We start from the raw sequence: 23304 nt of genomic DNA on the forward strand, positions 1-23304 counted from the left end.
GGAAACGGCCCCTCGCTCCTCAGGGGTGGTGGAGGGAGGTCACGGGGTGACGCAGACGACGGATCCGACCGGGTGGTCGTTTCCGGTCGAGGTCGCGGTGAACCCGAAGGTGACGCTGCCGTCCGGAGGGATGGTCCGGTTGTAGTCGACGTTCCTGACGGTGAGCGTGCCGTCGGTGCCGGAGGTCAGAGCGCCGTTCCACAGGTTGCCGACCCGGGTGCCGGCGCCCGGGGTCCAGCGCACCGCCCAGCCGTCGCGCGCCGTCGTGGCGTGGTTCATCACCTCGACGGAGCCCTGGAAGCCGCCGCTCCAGGCGTTGACGACGGTGTAGACGGCCATGCACCCGGTGTGCGGGTCGGTCGGGGTCGGAGTCGGGGTCGGCTCCGAGGGGGTGGGCGTGGGAGTCGGAGTAGGCGTAGGTGTGGGCGTGCCGCCCGAGCCGCGGATGCCGGTCACCTCGCCGTTGCCGCCGTCGAAGACGATGTCGGAGCAGGAGAAGAAGTTCTCCTGGCTGTCCGAGCGGACCCACTGGACGAAGAGCACCGCGTCACCCGAACGTCCCGACGGGAGGTTCAGGTCCCAGTAGTAGTGCCCGCCGTCCGTGCCCGGGGAGCCCGTCTGCGGAGGGTCGGTGACCGTCTGGATCAACTCCAGGTCGTCCCAGCCCAGTTCGGTCGCCGGGGAGTATCCGGGCTTGGAGAGGTACACCCGGAAGGAACCCGGGTGGGCGGCCCAGTTGCTGTGCTTGACCTGGATCGTCCGCCCGGAGGTGAGATGCGTGCGAGGCCAGTCGGAACGGGCCGCGTTGTAGCCGGTGAAGTCGTACGGGGACCGGTCGCCGGCACTGCACAGCGTGCCGTCCGGTACGTAACCGGCGCCGCGCCCGCCCGCGTTCGAGTCCAGTACGGCGAACCAGTTGTACAGCGAGTTCGGCCCGCTCTCGGCGAGCGCCGCCTTGCAGGCGGGGTTGGTCGGGTCCAGGCTGCCGGTGCTGGTCTTGGCGTCCACCCAGCACAGGTACGTGCGTGATCCGGGCGTCATCGTGACGCCGTGTGCCTGCGCGCTGCTCTGGCCCAGCAAGGTCAGGCCGATTCCGGCGAGCAGGGTCGCGAGCAGGGCCGCCAGTGGGGCGAGCCGCTTCTTGCGTCCAGCCATCGTGTCTCCTGTGGGTGTGTGGGGGAGGTGCGTCCGTTCGGTGCTCTCCTTCTGGCGCTGTCCGTCGAGGGTCGGGGGAGGGGGTGGAGGCGGGCGGAAGGCGGAGGGACGGGAGAGTGGGGTGGGGGCGTGCCTCGGGTCACGCGCAGGCCACGCCGCCGAGGCTGAAGGCGGACGGTGGGGCGAAGGTGCCGCTGTACGTTCCCTGGAAGCCGAAGCTCTGGCTGCCTCCGGCCGGGATCCGCGCGTTGTGGGTGAGGGCGGTCGCCGTCACCGCGCCGGAGGACGGGGAGACGACGGCGTTCCACGCCTGGGTGACCTGGTGCCCCGCGGGCAGGGTGAAGGCCAGCTTCCAGGGCTCGACGGCCGCCGAACCGGTGTTGGCGACGGTGACGTTCGCGGTGAAGCCGCCGGTCCACACGGTGGGCGCGACCGTCACCCGGCAGGATGCCGACGGGTTCGGCTCGCCGGGCCCGGGCTCCTCGGGTCCGGTGGGCGGGGTGCCGAGGTTCACCGCGGAGGAGAAGGAGTTCACCGTGAGCCCGGCGCCGTTCTGCCACGGCTCGAAGCCGGCCTGGACGCTCGTCAGGTACCAGTCGTTCCGGGCCATGCCCCGGGAGACGGTCTCCCGGACGAAGTCCATGACGTCGAAGCTCCAGTCCGCGAGCGCGGACGGCGCGACGAAGGAGATGACGTCGTTGGAACCGTTGCCGCCCGTCCACACCTGCCAGGAGCGACCGCCCACGGTGGCGGTGCCGACCGGTGAGCCGATCGGCTGGACCGGGCCCGTCTTGTGGAACCAGATCATGATCTCGGTCCGGTTCACGCCGTCGGTCCGGGGCGTCGGGTCCAGCCAGATGTCGTACGAGGCGTTGTAGACCGCGTCGCCGACGAAGCCGTACGAGATGCCGCTCGGGGCTCCGGCGATGCCGTCGATCCGCGCGGGGAGGGCGGTGCCCGGCGAGCAGCGGGTGTAGTGGCAGCCGTTGAAGAGCGACGGGTAGGACTTCGGGGGACCGTCGGTCGGCACGGACCCGTCGGCCTGGGTCACCCGGAAGCCCGTGGCGGTGGCGGTGACGCACTGGGTCGCGCCGGTGCCCCAGCGGTTGTTCTGGACGACGTACCGGCCCTGGATCGTGGTCGTGCCGTACTGCTCGCAGATCAGGGTGTCGGCGTGGGCCGCCGGCGCGGTGCCCACGAGGATCGCCACCACGGTGGCGAAGGCGAGGAGCAGCGCGCCGAGCGCGGTCCTGGGACGGTGGGGGGTCGCTCGCACGTGGGACCTCCTGGGGAGGGGCGGCCTGTGAGGGGCGCGGAAGGGAGGGGGCGTGTCTGCCGTGACGGCGGGGAGTACAGATGCGTGGGAGCGCTCCCACGCGGGGGTTCTGGACGCACTGTAGGAGTTGGAGGCGTACCTGACAACCCGTCGGGGCGGTGCGATGGGGCGGGTGCGGCGGCGCCGACCCTCCCGGACCGCGGGGCGGAGGCCGCCGACCGGGCCGGAGCGGTCGCCCCGGCCGGGGAAGGGCCGCGGCGCTCCCGCTCCCGGCGGCGGGGCCGTGGAATGCGCGGCGCACTCCGGCGTAGGAGCCTGGTGGTGTGGTGAAGCAGGGGAAGGCGGTGCGGCAGGGGGAGGCGGCGACCGGCGCGTACCGGCGGAGCTGGCTGCGCGGGGCGCCGCCGCCCCGCTGGGTGCGGGTCCTGCCCGTGCTGCTGCTCGTCGGGGTCGGGGCGGCGTCCCTCACCGACTCGTTCCCGCTGGACATCGGCTTCCTGCTCGGCGCGGTGTCCCCGCTGGCCGTCCTGGCCTACGGACCGCTGGCCACGGCCTTCCTCGGGGCGGCGACGATCGTGCTCCTGACCGTTCCCGTCTTCCATCTGAACCGGCCCGGGAACACCGACCTCTTCACCCTCGGTTTCGTCGCGACCCTGAGCGTCTTCGTGTCCTTCGTCCGCGGGCGCCGGGACGAGCAGCTCGATCTGGAACGCGCCGTCGCCGAGACGGCCCAGCGGGCCGTCGTCCCGGACGTGCGGAGACGGGTGGGGCCGGTGCGCTGCGCGAGCCTGTACCGCGCCGCCGAGCGCGGCACGCTGGTGGGGGGCGACTTCTTCGACGTCCGGCCCGGCCCCCACGGGGTGCGGGCGGTCCTCGGCGACGTACAGGGGCACGGTCTGGCGGCCGTCGCGACGGTCGCCTCCGTCCTGGGGGCGTTCCGCGAGGCCGTACTGGACGACGTGGACGCGGAGTCGATCGCGGCGCGGCTGGACCGCAGGCTCGTGGTCGACTCGGCGTCGACGGAGCACGCGGAGCTCTTCGCCACGGCCGTCCTCCTGGACTTCGCCCCGCACGGCCGCGAGGTCCGTGTCCTGGCCTGCGGCCACCCGCCGCCGGTCCTGCTGCGCGGCGGAGCCGTGAACACCCTGGAGCTCGACCCCGGACCGCCCCTGGGGCTGGGCCTCGCCGGCGTCATGCCCGGGACCGCCGCCACGGTGGAGCTGCCGCCCGGGGCCCGGCTGCTCCTGGCGTCGGACGGTGTCCTGGAGGCGCGGGACGCCTCCGGCGCCTTCTACCCCTTCGTCGAGCGTCTGGCCGGTATGACCGGTGTCGGCCTGGACGGGCTGCCCGGCGAGATCTGGGACGACCTGAGCCGCTTCGCTCCCAGGATCCAGGACGACGTCACCCTGCTGATCCTCACCCTGGACGCTCCGGGTGAGGGGTGAGGGGTGAGGGGTGAGGGGTGAGGGGGCGGTGCGGCCGGGACCGCGGCCGACGGCGGGGAGTCCTGGCGCCGGGCCGTGTCACCGGGTGCCCGGGAGTACGGGCCGGTGCCCCCGCCCGAAGGCCGGGCGGGGGCACCGTTCGCTCACCCCACCGGGGCCGTTCGGGCCAGGGCGGCCCGGGCCGCCTCCTCGGCCTTGGCGCGGTCCTCCGGGACCAGGCCGATGCGGGTGCGGCGGTCGAGGAGGTCCGAGGTGTCGAGGGCGCCTTCGTGGCGGACCGCCCAGACGAGTTCGGCGCCGGTGACGGTGTGGCCCGGCACGACGGGTTCGGCGAGCGAGGGATCCGCGAGGCCGAGGGCGTGGACGGCCGGCGCCTCGGAGCCGTAGCGCTGGACGAGGCGGGTCGGCACGCCCAGGCCCGCGAGGGCCTCCGGCCGCGCGGCGCCGACGAGGGGGAGGGTCGCGGTGCGGCACGGGCCCGCGTCCAGGTCGCGGGCGGCCACGACGGCGTCGACGGCGTCCTGGGCCATGCGGCGGTACGTGGTCAGCTTCCCGCCGACGACGGTGACGACGCCGTCGGGGGAGGTGAGCACCGCGTGCCTGCGTGAGATGTCGGCCGTGCGGCCCGTCGCGTCCCGCGTGTCGAGCAGGGGCCGCAGACCCGCGAACGCCCCGACCACGTCGGAGCGGTGGACGGTGACGTCGAGCGCCGAGCCGAGGACGTCGAGGAGGAAGCCGATGTCGGTCTCGGGGACCTCCGGCACATCGGGGACGTCGCCGTCCACGGGCTCGTCGGTCAGGCCGACGTACACCCGCCCGTCGCCCTGCGGCAGGACCAGGACGAAGCGGTTCGTCTCGCCGGGGATGGGGATGTGCAGGCCGGCGGAGAGACGGCCGAGGGTCTCGGAGCGCAGGACGAGGTGGGTGCCGCGCGAGGGGCGCAGGCGTACGTCGTCGACGAGACCGCCCGCCCAGACGCCGGCCGCGTTGACGACCGCGCGGGCGCGGATGCGGAGCTCCTGTCCGGTGGTCTCGTCGCGGACCAGCGCGCCGCCGCCGTCGAGTTCCAGGGCGCGCGCCCGGGTGAGGACGCGGGCGCCGTGGAGGGCGGCGGTGCGGGCGATCGCCGTGACCAGACGCGCGTCGTCGGTGAGCCGTCCGTCCCAGGAGAGGAGTCCGCCGCGCAGCCCGACCCGGCGCAGGGCCGGGGCGAGGTGGCGGGTCTCGACGGCGGACAGCGCGCGCGGCTGCGGCAGGGTGCGGCGGGAGGTGCGGGCGCCGACGCGCAGCAGGTCGCCCGCGAGGAACCCGGCGCGGGCGAGGGCGGCCTGGCCGCGGCTGACGAGCGGGGTGAGCGGCAGGACGAACGGCTGGGCGCGCACCAGGTGGGGGGCGGTGCGCTCCATCAGGATGCCGCGTTCGACGGCGCTCTCGTGGGCGACGTCGAGCTGTCCGGAGGCGAGGTAGCGCAGTCCGCCGTGGATCAGCTTGGAGCTCCAGCGGGAGGTGCCGAACGCGAGGTCGTGGGCGTCGATCGCGGCGACCGTGAGCCCGCGGGTGGCCGCGTCGAGCGCGGCTCCGGCTCCGGTGGCGCCGAGCCCGACGACCAGGACGTCGACGACGGCGCCGCTGTCGCCGTCGGCGAGCCGGTCCAGTTCGCGCCGGCGCCGCTCGGCGTCGAGCGAGGACCCGGGCAGGGCGGTGCTGCTCGTGGGGTTCATGGGGTGAGGGTCCTCTCCAGCAGGGTGCGCAGCTCTTCGAGGAAGGCGGCTTCGCTCAGTTCGGGATCGGTCTCGTCGGCCATGGTGCCCAGCGAGAGCGTGAAGGACTGGACGACGAGCAGGAGGGACCGGGCCTGCAGGTCGGCGTGCGCGCGGCGGACCGAACCGTCGTCGTGGCCCTCGTCCAGCGCCGTGACGAGGAGCCCGAGGAGGGCGTCCTGGCTGGCGCCGCGCCGGTCGAGGACGTACGGCAGCAGCAGCTCGGGGTCGACGTCGAGGATCTTCCGGAACAGCGGATGGGCCCGGAACGCCGCGACTCCGGCGACCAGCCCCTCGACGATCCGTACCCGTTCGGGCCGGTCGTCGTCGGGGGGCGGCATGGCGCCGGCGGCGGCGGCGATCCACTCACGGGTCATCAGGTCGCCGACGAGGGTGCGCACGTCGGGCCAGCGCCGGTACAGCGTCATCCGGGACACGCCGGCCCGCCGGGCGACGTCGGTGAGGGTGGTTCGCCGCACGCCGACGGCGAGCACGCAGTCGCGTGCGGCGTCGAGTACGGGATCTGCGTCCGCATGGTTGTGACGAATGGGCGTCATCTGTCACAGTGTAATGCCAGCGCGGGCCGAGTGGCAGCGCCGTTCGCGAAACAGACCGTGAGGAACCTCTCGAAGTGGACATGTTGTGGAGTGGCTGGGGCGACCCGGCCAAGGCGGCACCCCTGCCCGAATCGGTCACCGGCCTGCTGCGGGACCTGCTCGGCGTCACCCCGCGAGAGACCGGCCCGTCCGTCCTCGCCGACATCGACGTACCCGTCCCGGCACTGACCGGAGAAGCGGCGAGCGCGCTCCGCGCCGCCGTCGCCGCGCCCGACGGCCTGCGGGACGACGCGGAGACCCGCATCCGGCACACCCGGGGCAAGTCGACCCCCGACCTGCTGCGCATCCGCGCCGGCGAGGTCGACGACATCCCGGCCGCCGTCGTGCTCCCCGACACCCACGACGAGGTCCTCGCCGTCCTGCGGGCCTGCGCGGACCACGGCCTCTCCGCCGTCCCGTTCGGCGGCGGCACCTCCGTCGTCGGCGGCCTCGCGCCCACCACGAAACGGCCCTTCGTCGCCCTGGACCTCCGCCGGCTCGACCGGCTCGTCGCCGTCGACGAGGTGTCGCGCACCGCGACCCTCCAGCCCGGCCTGCGCGGCCCGCAGTGCGAGGCGCTGCTCAACGAGCGGGGCTGGACGCTCGGCCACTTCCCGCAGTCCTTCGAATGGGCCACCATCGGCGGGTTCGCCGCGGCCCGCTCCAGCGGCCAGGCCTCGGCCGGCTACGGCCGCTTCGACGAGATGGTCGTCGGCCTGGAGGTCGCCACCCCCGAGGGCACCCTGCGCAGCGGTCGCGCCCCGCGCTCCGCCGCCGGCCCCGACCTGCGCCAGCTGATCCTCGGCTCCGAGGGCGCCCTCGGAGTGATCACCTCGGTGACCGTGCGCATCCGCCCGCTGCCGCGGAAGCGGATCTACGAGGCCTGGCGCTTCGCCTCCTTCGAGGCGGGCACGGACGCACTGCGCCGCCTCGCCCAGGACGGCCCGCGGCCCACGGTGCTGCGACTCTCGGACGAGTCCGAGACCTTCGTCGGACTCGCCCAGCCGGACGCCATCGGCAGCGCCGAACTCCCTGAGAACCCCGGCTGCATGGCCATCGTCGGCTTCGAGGGCACGGACGCCGACACGGCCGCCCGCCGCGCCGCCGCGCGGGAGGTCCTCCTCGCCTGCGACGGCGAGTTCGTCGGCGAGGAGGCCGGCGACAAGTGGGAGCACGGCCGCTACAACGCGCCCTACCTGCGCGACGCGCTGCTCGACGCCGGCGCGTTCGCCGAGACGCTGGAGACGGCGGCCTTCTGGTCCGCGATCCCCGGCCTGTACGCGGCGGTACGCGACGCGCTGACCCGCACCCTGACCGAGGCCGGCACCCCGCCGCTCGTCATGTGCCACATCTCGCACACGTACGAGAACGGCGCCTCGCTGTACTTCACGGTCGTCTCCGCGCAGGGGGAGGACGCCGTCGCGCACTGGGCGCCGGTGAAGCGGGCCGCGAACGACGCGATCCTGGCGGCGGGCGGCACCATCAGCCACCACCACGGCGTCGGCACCGACCACCGCGACTGGTACGCCCAGGAGATCGGCCCCCTCGGCATCCGCATGCTGCAGGCCGTCAAGGCCGAGGTCGACCCGTCCGGCGTGCTCAGCCCCGGGGTCCTGATCCCCGTCCACTGAGCACCGCCACCCGAACTCCTATCCCTCCCGAACCCTTCTTCTGCCGCCCGGAGGCCAGATCCATGCGACAGTTCACCGCCGTCGTCAACCCCACCGCAGGGGGATCCAGCGGCACGGCGAGCCTGCTCCCTCTGGCCCGGTTGCTGAGGGAGGCGGGCGCACGGCTCGACACCGTCTACAGCCGCAGCCTGGAACACGCGCGGGAACTCGCCCGGGACGCCGGAGCGAAGGGGCACGTCGTGCTGGCCGTCGGCGGTGACGGCATGGCCGGCACCGTCGGCGGCGCGCTCAGCGGCACGGACACGGTCTTCGGCCTGGTCCCCGCGGGCCGCGGCAACGACTTCGCGCGCGCCCTGGGACTGCCCACCGACGCCCCGGGCCTCGCCAAGGTGCTGCTCGACGGCGAACCGCGGGCCGTGGACACCATCGAGGTGGAGTCCGCCCGGCACCAGGGGACCTGCGTCCTCGGCAGCGTGTACGCGGGTGTCGACGCGGTGGCCAACCGCCACGCCAACACCTCCCGTCTGCTCCGCGGCGCGGCCTCCTACTACGCGGGCGGTCTCCGGGCGGTCCTCGCCTGGAAGCCCGCCGCGTACCGCATCACCCTCGACGGGGTCCGCCACGAGCGCACCGGCTACACCGTCGTCGCGGCCAACTCCGGCTTCTACGGATTCGGGAGGAACATCGCCCCGGGCGCGCGGCTCGACGACGGCCTCCTCGACATCGTGGTGATCAAGGAGGCGCCCAAGCGTCTCTTCTTCGCCATGATGAACGAACTGAAGACGGGCGCGCACGTGAACCGCCCCCAGATCGAGATCCTGCGGGGCAAGGAGGCCCGCATCGAAGCCGACCGCCCCCTGCCGTACGGCGCGGACGGCGAGGTCGACGCGACCCTCCCGGTGACCCTCAGGGCGAGGCCCGCGGCTCTCCGCGTGCTGGCCTGACCGCGACCGGACGTGCCGCACCGGCCCCCTGACGCGTCGTCGCGTCAGGGGGCCGGGCCGTCCTCGGGCCGGGGGGCGGCCGGGACGACGAGGGTGGCGGCGAGGACGGTGGTGTCGTCGCGCTCCCAGTCGGCGCCGTGCCGCTGGACGGCGAGGTGGAGCCGGCGGACCGCCTCGCGCGGGTCCGGGCCGAGGGCGCGGATGAGACCGGTGACGGTCTGCTCGCCGAGCATGACGCCGTCGGCGCCCCGGGCCTCGGTCAGACCGTCCGTGGCGAGCACGACGAGGTCACCCGGGGACAGCGTGGTCGTCGCGACGGACCAGGTGCCGTCGGGGACGGCGATGAACGGGCCGATCACCGGACCGGTCGGTGCCAGGTCCTCGACGGTGCCGTCCGCCCGCCGCAGCCGCGCGATCTCGTGGCCGGCGTTGAGCCAGCGCAGGGTGCCGCGACAGGGGTCGAGCACGGCGATGACCAGGGTGGTGAACCGTTCGTCCTCCGTGGCGAGCATCGACCAGGCGGCCGCGGCGGCGCTTTGGGGATCGCGGCTGAGGCGCAGTGCGGAGAGGACGGCGCTCTTGGTCTGGACGGCCAGCAGTCCCGCCTCGACGCCGTGGCCCGCGACGTCGCCCTGGACGAGGGCCGTGGTGCCGTCGGACAGGGTGAGGGTGTCGAAGAAGTCGCCCGCGATCACCCCCTCCGCCGCCATGAGCTCGCCGTGGGCGTCCACGTCCGGGCCCGGGGCGTGCTGGGCGGTGAGGATCCGGCGCAGGCCGAGGGAGGTCGCGGCGTCGGTACGCAGCGCCCGGTCGGCCTGGGTGGCATGGTGCCGGGACTGCCTCAGCAGGAGCAGGGTGCGCTCCGCCTCGCCCCATACCCCGCCCAGCCAGCCGTGGCCGCCGCGCCCCGAGGGCGGGGCCGGGGGCTCGGCCGCGGTGCTGCCGAGGTGGGCCTCCAGGTCGGCGAGCGGACGGATGATCCTGCGCCACACCGTCCACACCAGGCCGCCGAGCGACAGCAGCAGAACGGTGATGAAGACGCAGTGGAGCGCGAAGAGCGTGTTCCGCGCGGTCTCGGCCTCCTGGCGGGCCTGGTCCTTGCGGGCGTCGAGCGCGGAGGTCAGCCGGTCCGCCGTGGTGAGGAGGGGCTGGATGCCGGCGGCGGGGTTGACGACCCAGGTGGCGAGGGCGGAGTGCAGGGCGGTGCCCTCGGAGTCCAGCCCGAGGGCGTCGGTGTCGTGGGTGAGGTCGGCCGCGACGGCGAGGGCCCGGTCCGCGTACTCCTCCGGTACGGGCGCGGTCCCCGACGAAGCGGCGAGCGTGTGCCGGCTCTCCTCGCTCTCGTGGACGACGGAGAAGAGCCCGGCGATGCCGCGGGTGGCGTTCTCGGCCCGGCCGGAGTCCATCGAGGGTCCGGTACGCACCTGCACCGCGATCAGGACGTCGATGACCGTGAGCGCGACGGCGACGGCCAGCGCCGCGAGCAGGGCCCCCGTGGCCGATCGGAACGGACGGACGATACGGCTTCCCCAGGCCACGGACCTTCCCGTTCCGACCGCTGCCGCGCCGGGTGCGGCAGCGGTCGAGCCGGTCGACACCCATATGCCCGGTCTGCCGTCAGCATGCCTGTCCGCACCGGGGGAATCCAGCACTCCGAGCCCGGCCTGTCGCCGTGGGACACCCCGGCACCCGGTTCGACGCCCCGCGTACCGCCCGGGTTCACGGCAGGGGTCCCGCCGGTGGCGTCGACGCCCTCACCGGTGAGGGAGGAGGCCTGCGCGGAGGCGAGGAAGCGGAGGCGAGGAAGACGTACGCGGGCGCCGTCTCCGCCACCGACGCGGTCACGGCACGACCCGGCGGGCACCGTGGCGCCGCCGCCGGCGTCCACTCGGAGGCCCCGCCCGAGACCGTGCGCGCCGCGGGCGGGCCGCGCGCGAGGTGAGGCCTCCGGGTGGACGCCGGAGCGGGCCGCATCCGTCGGCCCCCGTGATGACGAAGAAACCCATGGCACGTGTACGCCACGGCACTCGGTGAAACGGATCAGCGCATGGACACTCCCACTCCGACCGAAGGCGCCCTCTGCCTGGTCACCGGCGCGAGCGGCTACATCGGGGGCCGGCTCGTACCGGAGCTGCTCGACAGGAAGTACCGCGTGCGCTGCCTCGCCAGGCATCCGGACAAGCTGCGCGACTTCCCCTGGGCCGACCGGGTGGAGACGGTGCGCGGTGACGTGACGGTCGCCGAGAGCCTCCGCGAGGCGTTCGCCGGGGTCGACGTCGCCTACTACCTCGTCCACTCCATGAGTTCGACGGCGCGCTTCGAGGACGCCGACCGGCTCGCCGCCCGCACCTTCGCCGCCGAGGCCCGTTCCGCCGGCGTGCGGCGCATCGTCTACCTGGGCGGTCTGACCCCGCGCGGAGTGCCGGAGGACGAGCTCTCGCCGCACCTGCGCTCCCGCACCGAGGTGGGCCGCATCCTCCTCGACTCGGGCGTCCCCACCGCCGTCCTGCGGGCCGCCGTCGTCATCGGCTCGGGATCGGCCTCCTTCGAGATGCTCCGGTACCTCACCGAGCGGCTGCCCGTCATGGTCACCCCCAGCTGGGTCGGCACCCGCGTCCAGCCCATCGCGGTCCGTGACGTGCTCAGGTACCTGGCGGGGAGCGCCGAACTGCCGGCCGACGTGAACCGGACCTTCGACGTCGGGGGGCCCGACGTGCTCACGTACCGGGAGATGATGGTGCGGTACGCGCGGGTCGCGGGGCTCCGCAGGCGCGTCATCGTGCCCGTTCCGGTCCTCACCCCCCGGCTGTCCAGCCAGTGGATCGGCCTCGTCACGCCGGTGCCGGCCTCCCTGGCCCGGCCCCTCACCGAGTCGCTCCGGCACGAGGTGGTCCGCACCGAGAACGACATCACCCGCTACGTCCCCGACGGGCCCGGCCGCCCCCTCTCCTTCGACGAGGCGCTCCGGCTGGCCCTGCGCCGCGTGCGGGAGGCGCGGGTCACCACCCGCTGGTCCACGGCCTCGCCCCCCGGAGCGCCGAGCGACCCGCTGCCGACCGACCCGGACTGGGCGGGCGGCAGCCTCTACGAGGACGAACGCTCCCGCACCGTCGACGCGAGCCCCGAAGCGCTGTGGCGGGTCATCGAGGGGGTCGGCGGGGAGAACGGCTGGTACTCCTTCCCGCTGGCCTGGGCCGTCCGGGGGTGGGCCGACCGGTTCGCCGGAGGAGTGGGGCTGCGCCGGGGACGCAGGGACGCGGAGCGTCTCCGGGTCGGCGACGCGCTGGACTTCTGGCGCGTGGAGGCGATCGACCGCGGGCGCCTGCTCCGCCTCCGGGCGGAGATGCGCCTGCCGGGGCTCGCCTGGCTGGAGATGGCCGTCGACGTGGACGAGCGGGGCCGGACGTCGTACCGGCAACGGGCGCTCTTCCACCCGCGCGGCCTCGCCGGGCAGGTCTACTGGTGGGGCGTGACGCCGTTCCACGCCGTCGTCTTCGGCGGCATGGCCAGGAACATCGCCCGGACCGCCGAGACGGAGAGCGCGGGGACCGGAAGCACCGGGACGGAGGGCGTGGGGACGGAAGGCGCCGGGGCGGAGAGCGCGGGGACGGGCCCGGCGCCGGGCCGCGGGTGATCCCCCGCCCGGGCCGGGACCGCCATGGCCCGCGCGACCACGGGCGGCGGCGCGGGCGAGACGAAGCGACGGGTCCGCGCGCATCCGGCAGCCCGGAAAACGTGGAACCGAAGACGCAGGAGTGCCACACCAGTACCCCGGCGCGGCGCCGCGCGTCCGCGACCGGCGGCCGAGCAGGGAGAGCGCGATGACCGTCTCCGTCGTTCTGTACACCTCCGACCTCAGGGTCCACGACCATCCGCCGCTCAGGGCCGCGGCCCAGGGGTCGGACGAGGTGGTGCCGGTGTTCGTCCGCGACCCGGCCGTGGACCGCGCGGGGTTCGCGGCGCCCAACCGGCTGGCGTTCCTCGCCGACTGCCTGGAGGACCTCGACCGGGCCCTGAAGGAGCGGGGCGGCCGGCTCGTGGTGCGGGAGGGCGACACGGTCGCCGAGGTGCGGGACCTGGTGCGGCGGACCGACGCCGACGAGGTCCACATGGCCGCCGGAGTGACGGACTTCGCCCGCAGGCGGGAGGCCCGGCTGCGCAAGGTGCTGGAGGAGGACGGCCGCCGCCTGTACGTGCACGACGGCGTCGTCACCGTCGTCCCGCCCGGCGAGGTCGTCCCGCAGGGGTCGGACCACTTCGCCGTCTTCACGCCCTATCACCGCCGCTGGGCCGCCCAGCCGCTGCGGGCCCCCTTCGCCGCGCCGAGGAAGCTGCGCGTCCCCTCGGGCGTGCGCTCGGAGCCCGTCCCCCGGCGCTCCGCCGTCTCGGACGTGTCGCCGGCCCTCCTCGCGGGAGGGGAGAGCGCGGGCCGCGAACGACTCGCCTCGTGGCTGTCCGGTGGCCTCGACGCGTACGAGGAGCGCCACGACGACCTGGCGGGCGACGCCACCTCCCGGCTCTCGCCCTACCTGCACTTCGGCGCCCTCTCCGCCACCGAGGCGGTGCACCGGGCGGCCAGGCGGGGCGGCGCGGGCGCCGACGCGTTCGTACGGCAGCTCTGCTGGCGGGACTTCCACCACCAGGTGCTGGCCGCGCGCCCCGGGGCGGCCGGGGCCGACTACCGGTCCCGGCCCGGGCGCTGGCGGGTGGGCGCGGACGCCGAGGCGGACCTCGCCGCCTGGCGGGAGGGGCGCACCGGCTATCCCGTCGTCGACGCCGCCATGCGGCAGCTCGCCCACGAGGGGTGGATGCACAACCGAGGCAGGCTGATCACCGCCTCCTTCCTGTCGAAGACGCTCTGCGTCGACTGGCGCGAAGGCGCGCGCCACTTCCTCGGCCTGCTGGTGGACGGCGACGTCGCGAACAACCAGCTCAACTGGCAGTGGGTGGCCGGCACCGGCACGGACACCCGCCCCAACCGCGTCCTCAACCCCGTCGCGCAGGCCAAGCGGTACGACCCCGAGGGCGGCTACGTCCGCCGCTGGGTCCCGGAGCTCGCGGGCCTCGAAGGGCCGGCCCTCCACGAGCCCTGGCGACTGACCGGACTCGACCGGGCGGCCTTCGACTACCCGGACCCGCTGATCGAACTCTCCGAGGGGCGGGAGCGCTTCCTCCGGCTCCGCGGCCCCGCCTGATCCGGTCCACCCCTCGGCCCGGGTGCGTCGGCCCCCGGGTGCGTCGGGCCTCGTGCGTCGGGCCTCGTGCGTCGTACGGCGTATCCCCTGGCCCGGGGCGCGCTCGCGTGGGCGGGGGGACCTTTCGATGCGAAACCGATGCGACTTGTGGAGGAGGGGGCGCCGGAAGGACCGTGAGGGGGCACGGGGTCACCGAGGCCCCGGAAGCGCCGCTCCCGGAGCGGGGCGGCAATCCCGGTGGACGCTCGCTCCACCACCCGGAGGAGGAAGCGCCATGACCGCACACCGGCCGACCGGAGCCCCTGCTGCCGCCGCCTCCGCCGACCCGGCCGCCTCCGCCGCCGGCGCCGCCGTCCACGCCTCCGCCGTCCACGCCTCCGCCGCCGACGACCGGATCGCCCGCGGCCTCGTCGGCGGAGACGAGCACTGCCTGGCCGCCGCCTACCAGCGCTGGGGCCGCCTGGTCCACACCCTGGCGGCCCGTGCCCTCGGCGACCCCCGCGAGGCGGAGGACGTCACCCAGCAGGTGTTCGTGGCCGCCTGGCGGGGCCGGGCCAACTTCCGCCCCGAACGGGGCACTCTCCCGGCCTGGCTCATCGGCATCACCCGACGCAAGATCGCCGACACGCTGACCGCCCGCACCCGCCGCACCGAACTCGCGGCGACCCTCGGCGCGTCCCTGGAGCACCAGGACCGGACGGACGAGGAGCCCCAGCGGATCCTCGACCGCATGGTCGTCACCGAGGAACTGGCCAGGCTGCCCCGGGTCCAGCGCGACGTGCTCGCACTCGCCTACTTCGCCGACCTGACCCAGACCCAGATCGCCGACCGCACCGGCCTGCCGCTGGGCACGGTCAAGAGCCACGCCCGCCGCGGCCTCCAGCGCATGCGGCACAGCCTCGAACTCGCCGGTGCCGGTCCCGCCGTGGGCCGCTGACGGCCCCGGTCCGGCCGCCGCCCGGCACACCACGGCGCACAGCACACCGACCCGACCAACCCGACCAACCCGACCCGACACAGGCCACACGAGGAATGGGGAACGATGAACGGACGAAGCGTCGCCGTGGTGGGGGCGGGCGTGGCGGGCCTCACCGCGGCCCATCTCCTGTCCCGTACGCACGACGTCGTGCTGTACGAGTCGGAGGACCGGCTCGGCGGCCACGCGCACACCCACGAACTGCCCGCGCCCGAAGGCGGAACGCTCCACGTCGACACCGGCTTCATCGTCCACAACGAGCGCACCTACCCCCACCTCCTGCGCCTCTTCCGCGAGTTGGGGGTCACGACGCAGGACGCGGAGATGAGCATGTCCGTCCGCTGCGACGGATGCGGCCTGGAGTACGCGGGGGCGCGGGGCCCGCGCGGCCTGCTCGGCGGCGGCAACGCCCGCCGGGGCCGGTACCTGCTGACGCTCGCCGACGTCCCCCGCTTCCACCGCGCCGCACGCGGCCTGCTGGCCGCCGACGACATGACGCTCACCCTCGGCGACTTCCTCCGCGCCCACCGCTTTTCCGCCCACTTCGTCAGCCACTTCGCGATCCCCCTCGTCGCCGCCGTGTGGTCCTGCGCCCCCGACACGGCCCTGCGCTACCCCGCCGTCTACCTCTTCCGCTTCCTCGACCACCACGGGCTCCTCTCGGTGAAGGGGTCCCCGCAGTGGAAGACCGTCACCGGCGGATCCGCGGCGTACGTCGAGCGCGTCGCCAAGTCGGTCGCCTCCGTACGGACCGCGACCCCGGTACGGGCCGTGAGCCGCGGCGGCGACCGCGCCACGGTCGTCACCGCCGACGGCGAGTCGACGGAGCACGCCGCCGTCGTGATCGCGGTCCACCCCGACCAGGCCCTGCGGCTCCTCGCCGACCCCACCGAGCAGGAGCGGAGCGTCCTCGGCGCGTTCACCTACTCCCGCAACCCCACCGTGCTGCACCGCGACGCGAGCGTCCTGCCGCGCTCGCCGCACGCCCGCGCGTCCTGGAACTACCTGCTGCCCTCCTGCACGGCCCGCCCCGGCGCCGTACAGGTCAGCTACGACATGAACCGGCTCCAGCGGCTCCGCACCGACCGACCGCACATCGTCACCCTCAACCCCGACGACCGCGTCGACGAGTCGACCGTCCTGGCCCGCATGACGTACGAACACCCCGTCTACACGCCGGAGTCCGTGGCCGCCCAGCGCCTCCTGCCCACCCTCCGCACCGGCGTCACCGCGTACGCGGGCGCCTACCACGGCTGGGGCTTCCACGAGGACGGCTGCCGCTCGGGCGTCGAGGCCGCCCGCCACCTGGGAGCGCCGTGATGAACCCCGCCGCCGTACCGGCCCTGTACGAGACCGAGATCGCCCACACCCGTGTCACCCCGATCCGTCACGCGCTCCGCCACCGCACCTACATGTGGCTGGTCGACCTCGACGACCTGCCCGTCCTGCCCCGTCCGCTGCGCCCCCTCGCCCGCTTCGACCCGGCCGACCACTTCGACGGCGACGCCCCCACCCTGCGGGCCGGCCTCGACGCGTGCCTCGCCGCCCACGGCGAGCGGGCGGCGGACGGGCGGGTCCTGATGCTGGCCCACGCGCGCGTGCTCGGCCATGTCTTCAACCCGCTCACCCTGTACTGGTGCCACGACCGCGCCGACCGCCCCGTCTGTGTCGTCGCCGAGGTGCACAACACGTACGGCGGACGCCACGCGTACCTGCTGCACCCCGACGCACAGGGCCGCGCCGAGACGGCCAAGGAGTTCTACGTCTCCCCGTTCCTCGACGTCGAGGGCGCCTACCGCATGCGCCTGCCGCTTCCCGGGGACCGCCTCGACCTGACCGTCCAGCTCCGCCACACGGACGGTTCCCGCCCCCTGACGGCCACCGTCCGCGGCACCCGCAGGCCGGCCGGTCCGGGCGCCCTGCTCGCGGCCGCGCTCCGCCACCCCTGGTCGACCGCCGCCGTCTCCCTCGGCATCCGCCGCCACGGCGTCCGCCTCTACCTCAAGGGTCTTCCCGTCCGGCCCCGCCCCGCCGGGACCCCTCCGACAGTCCCCCTCCAGCAGGAAGGCACCCCGTGACCCTCTCGCCTCCTCCGCCCGCCGTGCGCGCCGGCCGCGTTCCGGTCGACCCGCACCGCTGGCCCGAGGTCGCCCGGCTGCCGCGCGCCTCCGCCGCGCGGACCGCCGTCGCCCGGCTGCTCGTGGAGCGCGCCCTCGGCCGGCTGCCCCTGCGGATACGGACGGGCCGGGGCATCCCCCTCGCGGCCCCGCGGACCGGCGACGACACCTCCGCGCCGACGCTCACGCTCCACGACCCGGACGCCTTCCACCGCCGCGTCGGCGCCGACGGGCTGATCGGCTTCGGCGAGTCGTACATGGCCGGGGAGTGGGACGCCGACGACCTCGTCGGCGTCCTCACCGTCCTCGCCCGCCACGTCGACGACCTCGTCCCCGCCGCGCTGCGCCGGCTCCGGGGCGCCTGGGTCCGGCGCAGGCCCGAGGCCGACCTCAACACCCCCGACGGGGCCCGCGAGAACATCCACCGCCACTACGACCTCTCCAACGAGCTCTTCGCCCTCTTCCTCGACCCCGGTCTCGGCTACTCCTCGGCGGTCTTCGACCCCCTGCCACACGCCTCGGAAGTCCTCCCCGACGCGGCCTTCGCCGCTGCCCAGCACCGCAAGATCGACCTGCTCCTCGACCTCGCGGACACCGGCCCGGGAACCGAACTGCTGGAGATCGGCACCGGGTGGGGCGAACTCGCGATCCGCGCCGCCGCCCGCGGCGCCCGCGTCCGTACCGTCACCCTCTCCGAGGAACAGCTCGCGCTCGCCCGCCGTCGTGTCGCCCTGGCCGGTGTCGCCGACCGGGTCAGCGTCGAACTGCTCGACTACCGGCACGTCCGGGGTCGTTACGACGCCGTCGTGAGCGTGGAGATGATCGAGGCCGTCGGCGCCGAGTTCTGGCCCGACTACTTCACCGCGCTCCGCCGCCTCCTCGCCCCGGGCGGTCGCGTCGCGCTCCAGGCCATCACCATGCCGCACGAACGGATGCTCGCCACCGCCCGCACCCACACCTGGATCAGCAAGTACGTCTTCCCCGGAGGCCTGATCCCCTCCCCGGAGGCCCTCGCCCGCGAGAGCGCCGCCTCCGGTCTGCGCATCACCCACGACACGGGATACGGCGACCACTACGCCGAGACCCTCCACCAGTGGCGCGCGCGTTTCCTCCACCAGGAGGCCGCCGTGACGGCCCTCGGCTTCGACGCCGTCTTCCGGCGCATGTGGGAGTTCTACCTCGCCTACTCCGAGGCCGGATTCCGCTCCGGCTACCTCGACGTCCGCCAGCTCCGGCTCACCGCCGCCGACACGGAGCCGGACCGGTGAACCCGGCCCGCCCCGCCCGGACCGAACGCCCCCTCGCCGGCCCCGCGCCCGCATCCGGTGAGGGCCCCGGCGCAGGCGCACGCCTCGCGGCCGTACCCGGCGAAGACCCCGGCGCAGGCGCACGCCTCGCGGCAGCACCGCCCCCCGCCCCGGCGGGCGGCTCAAGGGAGGCGTCATGAGCGCCGTCGACACCGCGGTCCTCGGCACCGTCCTCGCCGCCTCGGCGGCCGCCGCGCTCACCGTCATGCTGATCGCCTTCGCGGTCGGCACCGTCAGGCGGACGCACCGGGTCGTCGACGTCGCCTGGGGGGTCGCCTTCGCGGCCGTCGCCGTCGTGGCCTGGTTCCTGGCGGCCGGGCACGGCGACGACGTCCGCCGGACCGCCGTCGCCCTCGCCACCGTCGTCTGGGGACTGCGGCTCGCGCTCCACATCGCCTGGCGCGCCCGCGGCCACGGCGAGGATCCCCGGTACGCGCGGATGCTCGCCCGCTCCCGCGGCAACCCCACCCTCCACGCCCTGGGGAAGGTCTACCTCCTCCAGGGCGCCCTGGTCTGGCTCGTCTCCCTCCCCGTGCAGTTCGCGGTCCTGCTGCCCCGGCCACTGGAGGCGACGGCGTACCTCGGCCTGGCCGTGTGGGCGGCCGGCCTCGCCTTCGAGGCGGTCGGGGACCACCAGCTCGCCCGCTTCAAGGCGGACCCGGCCAACCGGGGACGCGTCATGGACCGGGGACTGTGGGGCTGGACCCGCCACCCCAACTACTTCGGCGACTTCCTGGTCTGGTGGGGCCTGTACCTCACGGCCTGCGCCACCTGGCAGACAGCCCTGCCGACCCTCGTCTCCCCCCTGGTGATGAGCGGCCTGCTCATCTGGGGCAGCGGCAAACGGCTCCTGGAGGCCCACATGGCCGAACGTCCGGGGTACGCGGCCTACCGGAGGCGCACCAGCGGCTTCGTCCCCCTGCCGCCCCGGCAGCGGCCGGCGGCCCGGCCCCGTCCGTGAGGGCGGCGGGGCTCAGGTCCCGGCGCCTCCGGCCCGCTCCTCCCGTTCCTCCGGCTCCCCGTACAGCCGGGAGACGACGCCGAGCGCCTCGCGCAGGCCGGTGGGGCGTGCCGTGCCCGGAGCGGGCGCCCGGCCGAGCCAGCCGGGGCCCGCGAGGAGGACCAGGGGAGCGGTGCGCGCGCCCGGTACCCCGAACGCCGTCCCCGCGACGTGCCGGGCCAGCGCGTGGTTCGCGGTGGAGCGTGCCTGGGACCAGAGGACGACGGCGCGCGGCCCCATCCGCCGGACCGCCGCGTCGAGGGCCTCGGCGGGCACGGCCGCGCCGAACATCCGGGTCGGCAGTCCCCGTTCGGCGAGGCCGGCGGTGAGCGCCTCCAGCGGCAGCGTGTGCTGCTCCGACGGGACGCAGGCCAGCACGACCGGCGGGGCGGGGGAGGCGGGCGCCGGTCCCGTCACGGCGGCCCGCCGCAGCGCCGTGGAGATGTGCCAGGAGAGCAGGTGCTCCACCTCGACGTAGCGGTCGCCGGACGACTCCCACTTCCGGCCCACCGCGTGCAGCGTCGGGGCCATGATCTCCTCCCAGGTGGCGACCAGCCCGTACTCCGCCAGCGCCGCCCGGAGCAGTTCCTCCATGGCGGGCCCGTCGAGGCGCACGGCGGCACGGGCGAGCCCGCGGCTCTCCTGCCGCACGGCGCCCAGCGGCAGACCGCCGCCCGCCGTGCGCCCGGCCGCGGGCGCCGCAGGAGGTTCCGGGAGGGACGTGACCGGCTCGGTGCCGTCGGCTGCCGGGGCGTCGACCGCGGTGGCGCGCCGTCCCTCCCGCACCGCCGAGGGCCGGGCCTCCGAGGGCCCCGCCTCCCGGGCGGCCCGCACCTGCCGGGCGGCCCGCGCCGCCTCGGCGGGCGGGACGCCCGACGCGGTGAGACGGCACATCTCCTCCAGCATCGCGACGTCCGCGGGGCTCCACCGCCGGTGCCGCCCGTCCGCGCGGACGGCGGGACCGATCCCGTACCGCCGGTCCCAGGAACGCACGGTGGTGGGGGAGACCCCCAGACGCCGGGCCACGGTGCCCGTGGTCGTCCCGTGCTCGGTGTCGTCCATGTCGTCCATGCCTCCACCGTACGATGCGGAAACGATGCGAGCTTCCCCGGCCGGCGCGGAACCGCGCGACGGACGCCGGGACGGCCCGGCCGGTCGGGCCCGGTCCGGCCGGTCTGCCGCGCGGTCGCGTCCCTGTGGGGCACACTGGCGGCGTGCGCATCGTGATGATGACGGCGGGATCGCGGGGCGACGTCGCGCCGTACACGGGTCTGGGGGCCGGTCTCGTACGGGCCGGGCACGAGGTGACGCTGGCCGCGCACGCGGTGTTCGAGCCGCTGGTGGCGGGGTCCGGGGTGCGGTTCCGTCCGCTGCCGGTGGACCCCCGCGCCGAACTGCACTCCGCGCGGGGACGGCGGCTGCACGACGCGAGGACCGGCGCGGGGAAGCTCGTACGGCTGGCGTCGATGGCCCGGGGAGCGGTCGACGAGATGACGGCGGCCCTGGTGGAGGTCGCGCGGGAGGGCGAGGTCCTGCTGGTCGGAGGCGCGCTCGGGCCGCTCGGGTACGCCCTCGCCGAGGGCCTGTCCGTGCCCGCCCTGGGGCTGCACCTCCAGCCGCTGCACCCGACCGCGGAGTTCCCCGCCCCCGTCCTGGGGACGCGGTCTCTGGGCACGTGGGGAAACCGGCTGAGCGGACGCGCCGTCATGACGTCGGTGGAGCTGATGTTCCACGACGCCGTACGGTCGCTGCCGCGGCGGTACGGGCTCAAGGCGGCGGGCCGCTCCCGCGGACGGCCGCCGCGGCCCGTGCTGCACGGCTACAGCGAACTCGTCGTCCCCCGGCCCCGGGACTGGCCCGCCGGACTGGAGGTGTCCGGGTACTGGTGGCCGCACGAGACGACGGGCGCCCGGCTGTCCCGGGAGCTGGAGGACTTCCTCGGCGCCGGCCCCCCGCCGGTCTTCGTCGGCCTGGGCAGCGCCACCGTCCCCGATCCCGAGCGGGTGAGCCGCGAGGTCGTCGGTGCCCTGCGCGCGGCGAACGTGCGCGGGATCGTCCAGCGGGGCTGGGCGGGGCTGGCGGCCGGTGGCGACGACATCCTGACGGTCGACGAGGTACCGCACTCCCTGCTGTTCCCCCGGACGGCCGCCGTCGTCCACCACGCGGGAGCGGGGACGACGGGCGCCGTGCTGCGGGCCGGGGTGCCCGCCGTGCCGGTCCCGGTCCAGTTCGACGCGGCGTTCTGGGCGTCCCGGCAGACCGCGCTGGGCACCGCTCCCGGCGTGGTGCCGCTGCGCCGCCTCACCTCCGAGACCCTGGCCGGGGCCCTGCGCCGCGCGACGGAGGACGGCTCGTACCGTGCGCGCGCCCGGGCGCTGGCCGACCGCCTGGCCGGGGAGGACGGCGTCGCGCCGGTGCTCGCCGCGCTCGCGCGCCCGGCAGGCTGACCACCCGTCGACCGGTCTCCGTCGACCGGCCTCGACCGACCCGTCTCCGCCCGATCGGTTGACAGGTTCATCTCATCGTCACCATTCTTGAGAGCGCTCTCACGAGCACTCGTCCCTGTCCGGAGCCCCCACCTCCGAGGAGCCCCCATGTCCCCACGGCACCGGCGCACCCGCGTCCGGCTCGTCCCTCTGGCCGCCGCCGCGCTGATCGGAACCACCGTCGCCGTCGTCGGAGCGACCGATCCCGACCCGGCCTCCGCGGCCGTCCCCGCGACGATCCCGCTCACCTTCACGAACAACTCGGGTCGCGGCGAGCAGATCTACGTGTACAACCTCGGCACCGAGCTCTCGACCGGCCGGCAGGGCTGGGCGGACGCGAACGGCACCTTCCACCCCTGGCCGGCCGGGGGCTCCACCCCCGTGCCCGCGCCCGACGCCGCCATCACGGGCCCGGCCGCCGGCCGGTCGATGACCATCCGGCTGCCGAAGTTCTCGGGACGGGTCTACTTCAGCTACGGCCAGAAGCTGGTCTTCAAGCTCGCGACGGGCGGCCTCGTGCAGCCCGCGGTGCAGAACCCCACCGACCCCAACCGGAACATCCTCTTCAACTGGTCCGAGTACACCCTCAACGACGCGGGCCTGTGGCTCAACAGCACCCAGGTCGACATGGTCTCGGCGCCGTACGCCGTCGGCGTGAAGCGCCCCGACGGCACCGTCGCGAACACCGGGCGGCTCAAGCCCGGCGGCTACCGCGGCTTCTACGACGCGCTGCGCGCCCGGCCGGGCGGGTGGGCCAACCTCATCCAGACCCGCTCCGACGGCACGGTGCTGCGCGCGCTGGCACCCGGCCACGGCATCGAGGCCGGCGCCCTGCCCGCGGGGGTGATGAACGACTACGTCAACCGCGTCTGGACCAAGTACGCGACCTCGACCCTCACCGTGACCCCCTTCGCGAACCAGCCCTCGGTGAAGTACTACGGCAGGGTCTCCGGCAACGTCATGAACTTCACCAACGGCGCGGGAGCCGTCGTCACCTCCTTCCAGAAGCCCGACTCCGACAGCGTCTTCGGCTGCTACAAGCTCCTCGACGCCCCCAACGACCAGGTGCGCGGCCCCATCTCCCGCACCCTCTGCGCGGGTTACAACCGCTCCACCCTGCTCACCAACCCGAACCAGCCGGACACCTCGTCGGCCGGCTTCTACCAGGACGCGGTGACCAACCACTACTCCCGCGCCGTCCACGAGCGGATGGCCGACGGCAAGGCCTACGGATTCGCCTTCGACGACGTCGGCGCGCACGAGTCACTGGTGCACGACGGCGACCCGCGGCAGGCCTACATCACGCTCGACCCGTTCGACTAGAGCCCTCGCCGGCGCCGCCTTCGGCGTGGTGCGGGGCGCGGCCCTCCCGGCGCCCCGCACCCGCCGTCCGCGTTCACCGGTGAGGACCGGCGG

At 75.0% G+C, this 23304-nt stretch carries 18 protein-coding genes; 12 read left to right on the top strand and 6 right to left on the bottom strand.

Going from position 1 to position 23304, the window contains the following annotated elements:
* Positions 1–39: 39 nt before the first annotated feature.
* Positions 40–1155 (bottom strand): lytic polysaccharide monooxygenase, encoded by a 1116-nt coding sequence (locus ACFQ8C_RS08515; RefSeq protein WP_383453591.1) that lies wholly within the window; start codon positions 1153–1155, stop codon positions 40–42.
* Between the two features lie 139 nt (positions 1156–1294).
* Positions 1295–2431: a cellulose binding domain-containing protein gene (locus tag ACFQ8C_RS08520; protein WP_383453592.1), complete on the bottom strand. Its 1137-nt coding sequence runs from the start codon at positions 2429–2431 to the stop codon at positions 1295–1297.
* Positions 2432–2754: 323 nt separating this feature from the next.
* Between ACFQ8C_RS08520 and ACFQ8C_RS08525 the strand changes: the two genes are divergently transcribed.
* The gene (locus tag ACFQ8C_RS08525) at positions 2755–3876 is read left to right on the top strand and encodes a PP2C family protein-serine/threonine phosphatase (RefSeq protein WP_383453594.1); all 1122 of its coding nucleotides are present in this window, start codon (positions 2755–2757) and stop codon (positions 3874–3876) included.
* Positions 3877–4019: 143 nt separating this feature from the next.
* Here ACFQ8C_RS08525 and ACFQ8C_RS08530 read toward each other — a convergent pair whose 3' ends face one another.
* Both ACFQ8C_RS08530 and ACFQ8C_RS08535 read right to left on the bottom strand, forming a co-directional pair.
* Entirely contained in the window at positions 4020–5597 is a 1578-nt protein-coding gene (locus ACFQ8C_RS08530) for a glycerol-3-phosphate dehydrogenase/oxidase (RefSeq protein WP_383453596.1), read from the bottom strand.
* A complete protein-coding gene (locus ACFQ8C_RS08535) occupies positions 5594–6193 on the bottom strand; it encodes a TetR/AcrR family transcriptional regulator (RefSeq protein WP_383453597.1) in 600 nt (199 codons plus the stop codon). Before ACFQ8C_RS08535 ends, ACFQ8C_RS08530 begins: the two co-directional genes overlap by 4 nt.
* Positions 6194–6267: 74 nt before the next feature.
* Here ACFQ8C_RS08535 and ACFQ8C_RS08540 point away from each other — a divergent pair, with 74 nt between their 5' ends.
* Positions 6268–7863 carry an FAD-binding oxidoreductase gene (locus tag ACFQ8C_RS08540; RefSeq protein ID WP_383453599.1) on the top strand — a complete coding sequence of 532 codons (1596 nt, stop codon included), beginning with the start codon at positions 6268–6270 and terminating at the stop codon, positions 7861–7863.
* 62 nt (positions 7864–7925) lie between these two features.
* Entirely contained in the window at positions 7926–8807 is an 882-nt protein-coding gene (locus tag ACFQ8C_RS08545) for a diacylglycerol/lipid kinase family protein (protein ID WP_383453601.1), read from the top strand.
* A gap of 44 nt (positions 8808–8851) precedes the next feature.
* Here ACFQ8C_RS08545 and ACFQ8C_RS08550 read toward each other — a convergent pair whose 3' ends face one another.
* The gene (locus ACFQ8C_RS08550; RefSeq protein ID WP_383453603.1) at positions 8852–10345 is read right to left on the bottom strand and encodes a PP2C family protein-serine/threonine phosphatase; all 1494 of its coding nucleotides are present in this window, start codon (positions 10343–10345) and stop codon (positions 8852–8854) included.
* Positions 10346–10854: 509 nt separating this feature from the next.
* Here ACFQ8C_RS08550 and ACFQ8C_RS08555 point away from each other — a divergent pair.
* From ACFQ8C_RS08555 to ACFQ8C_RS08585, 7 genes are all read left to right on the top strand, one after another.
* Positions 10855–12441: an SDR family oxidoreductase gene (locus ACFQ8C_RS08555; protein ID WP_383453605.1), complete on the top strand. Its 1587-nt coding sequence runs from the start codon at positions 10855–10857 to the stop codon at positions 12439–12441.
* A gap of 187 nt (positions 12442–12628) precedes the next feature.
* Positions 12629–14002 carry a cryptochrome/photolyase family protein gene (locus ACFQ8C_RS08560; protein ID WP_383453607.1) on the top strand — a complete coding sequence of 458 codons (1374 nt, stop codon included), beginning with the start codon at positions 12629–12631 and terminating at the stop codon, positions 14000–14002.
* Between the two features lie 274 nt (positions 14003–14276).
* Entirely contained in the window at positions 14277–14939 is a 663-nt protein-coding gene (locus ACFQ8C_RS08565) for a sigma-70 family RNA polymerase sigma factor (protein ID WP_383453608.1), read from the top strand.
* 105 nt (positions 14940–15044) lie between these two features.
* The gene (locus ACFQ8C_RS08570) at positions 15045–16298 is read left to right on the top strand and encodes an NAD(P)/FAD-dependent oxidoreductase (RefSeq protein ID WP_383453610.1); all 1254 of its coding nucleotides are present in this window, start codon (positions 15045–15047) and stop codon (positions 16296–16298) included.
* A complete protein-coding gene (locus ACFQ8C_RS08575) occupies positions 16298–17056 on the top strand; it encodes a DUF1365 domain-containing protein (RefSeq protein WP_383453611.1) in 759 nt (252 codons plus the stop codon). The genes ACFQ8C_RS08570 and ACFQ8C_RS08575 overlap by 1 nt, the downstream gene beginning before the upstream one ends.
* Entirely contained in the window at positions 17053–18363 is a 1311-nt protein-coding gene (locus ACFQ8C_RS08580; RefSeq protein ID WP_383453613.1) for a class I SAM-dependent methyltransferase, read from the top strand. Before ACFQ8C_RS08575 ends, ACFQ8C_RS08580 begins: the two co-directional genes overlap by 4 nt.
* Positions 18364–18538: 175 nt before the next feature.
* Positions 18539–19363, top strand: coding sequence for a DUF1295 domain-containing protein (locus ACFQ8C_RS08585; RefSeq protein WP_383453615.1), 825 nt, complete (start codon positions 18539–18541; stop codon positions 19361–19363).
* A gap of 12 nt (positions 19364–19375) precedes the next feature.
* On the opposite strand, the gene ACFQ8C_RS08590 is transcribed toward ACFQ8C_RS08585, so the two are convergent.
* On the bottom strand, positions 19376–20473 hold the full coding sequence (locus ACFQ8C_RS08590; RefSeq protein ID WP_383453617.1) for a MerR family transcriptional regulator: 1098 nt from the start codon (positions 20471–20473) through the stop codon (positions 19376–19378).
* Positions 20474–20616: 143 nt separating this feature from the next.
* On the opposite strand from ACFQ8C_RS08590, the gene ACFQ8C_RS08595 reads away from it, so the two are divergent.
* The gene (locus tag ACFQ8C_RS08595) at positions 20617–21849 is read left to right on the top strand and encodes a glycosyltransferase (protein ID WP_383453619.1); all 1233 of its coding nucleotides are present in this window, start codon (positions 20617–20619) and stop codon (positions 21847–21849) included.
* 147 nt (positions 21850–21996) lie between these two features.
* Positions 21997–23211: a glycoside hydrolase family 64 protein gene (locus tag ACFQ8C_RS08600; RefSeq protein ID WP_383453621.1), complete on the top strand. Its 1215-nt coding sequence runs from the start codon at positions 21997–21999 to the stop codon at positions 23209–23211.
* The last annotated feature ends 93 nt before the right edge of the window (positions 23212–23304 follow it).

This window comes from Streptomyces sp. NPDC056503 (genome assembly GCF_042794995.1).
Classification (GTDB): Bacteria; Actinomycetota; Actinomycetes; order Streptomycetales; family Streptomycetaceae; genus Streptomyces.

What these genes read in the sequence shown, in the direction of transcription:
- ACFQ8C_RS08515 (WP_383453591.1), bottom strand. Translation starts at nt 1,155, where the DNA reads ATGGCTGGACGCAAGAAGCGGCTCGCCCCACTGGCGGCCCTGCTCGCG.
- ACFQ8C_RS08530 (WP_383453596.1), bottom strand. Translation starts at nt 5,597, where the DNA reads ATGAACCCCACGAGCAGCACCGCCCTGCCCGGGTCCTCGCTCGACGCC.
- ACFQ8C_RS08535 (WP_383453597.1), bottom strand. Translation starts at nt 6,193, where the DNA reads ATGACGCCCATTCGTCACAACCATGCGGACGCAGATCCCGTACTCGAC.
- ACFQ8C_RS08545 (WP_383453601.1), top strand. Translation starts at nt 7,926, where the DNA reads ATGCGACAGTTCACCGCCGTCGTCAACCCCACCGCAGGGGGATCCAGC.
- ACFQ8C_RS08555 (WP_383453605.1), top strand. Translation starts at nt 10,855, where the DNA reads ATGGACACTCCCACTCCGACCGAAGGCGCCCTCTGCCTGGTCACCGGC.
- ACFQ8C_RS08560 (WP_383453607.1), top strand. Translation starts at nt 12,629, where the DNA reads ATGACCGTCTCCGTCGTTCTGTACACCTCCGACCTCAGGGTCCACGAC.
- ACFQ8C_RS08565 (WP_383453608.1), top strand. Translation starts at nt 14,277, where the DNA reads ATGACCGCACACCGGCCGACCGGAGCCCCTGCTGCCGCCGCCTCCGCC.
- ACFQ8C_RS08570 (WP_383453610.1), top strand. Translation starts at nt 15,045, where the DNA reads ATGAACGGACGAAGCGTCGCCGTGGTGGGGGCGGGCGTGGCGGGCCTC.
- ACFQ8C_RS08575 (WP_383453611.1), top strand. Translation starts at nt 16,298, where the DNA reads ATGAACCCCGCCGCCGTACCGGCCCTGTACGAGACCGAGATCGCCCAC.
- ACFQ8C_RS08585 (WP_383453615.1), top strand. Translation starts at nt 18,539, where the DNA reads ATGAGCGCCGTCGACACCGCGGTCCTCGGCACCGTCCTCGCCGCCTCG.
- ACFQ8C_RS08590 (WP_383453617.1), bottom strand. Translation starts at nt 20,473, where the DNA reads ATGGACGACATGGACGACACCGAGCACGGGACGACCACGGGCACCGTG.
- ACFQ8C_RS08600 (WP_383453621.1), top strand. Translation starts at nt 21,997, where the DNA reads ATGTCCCCACGGCACCGGCGCACCCGCGTCCGGCTCGTCCCTCTGGCC.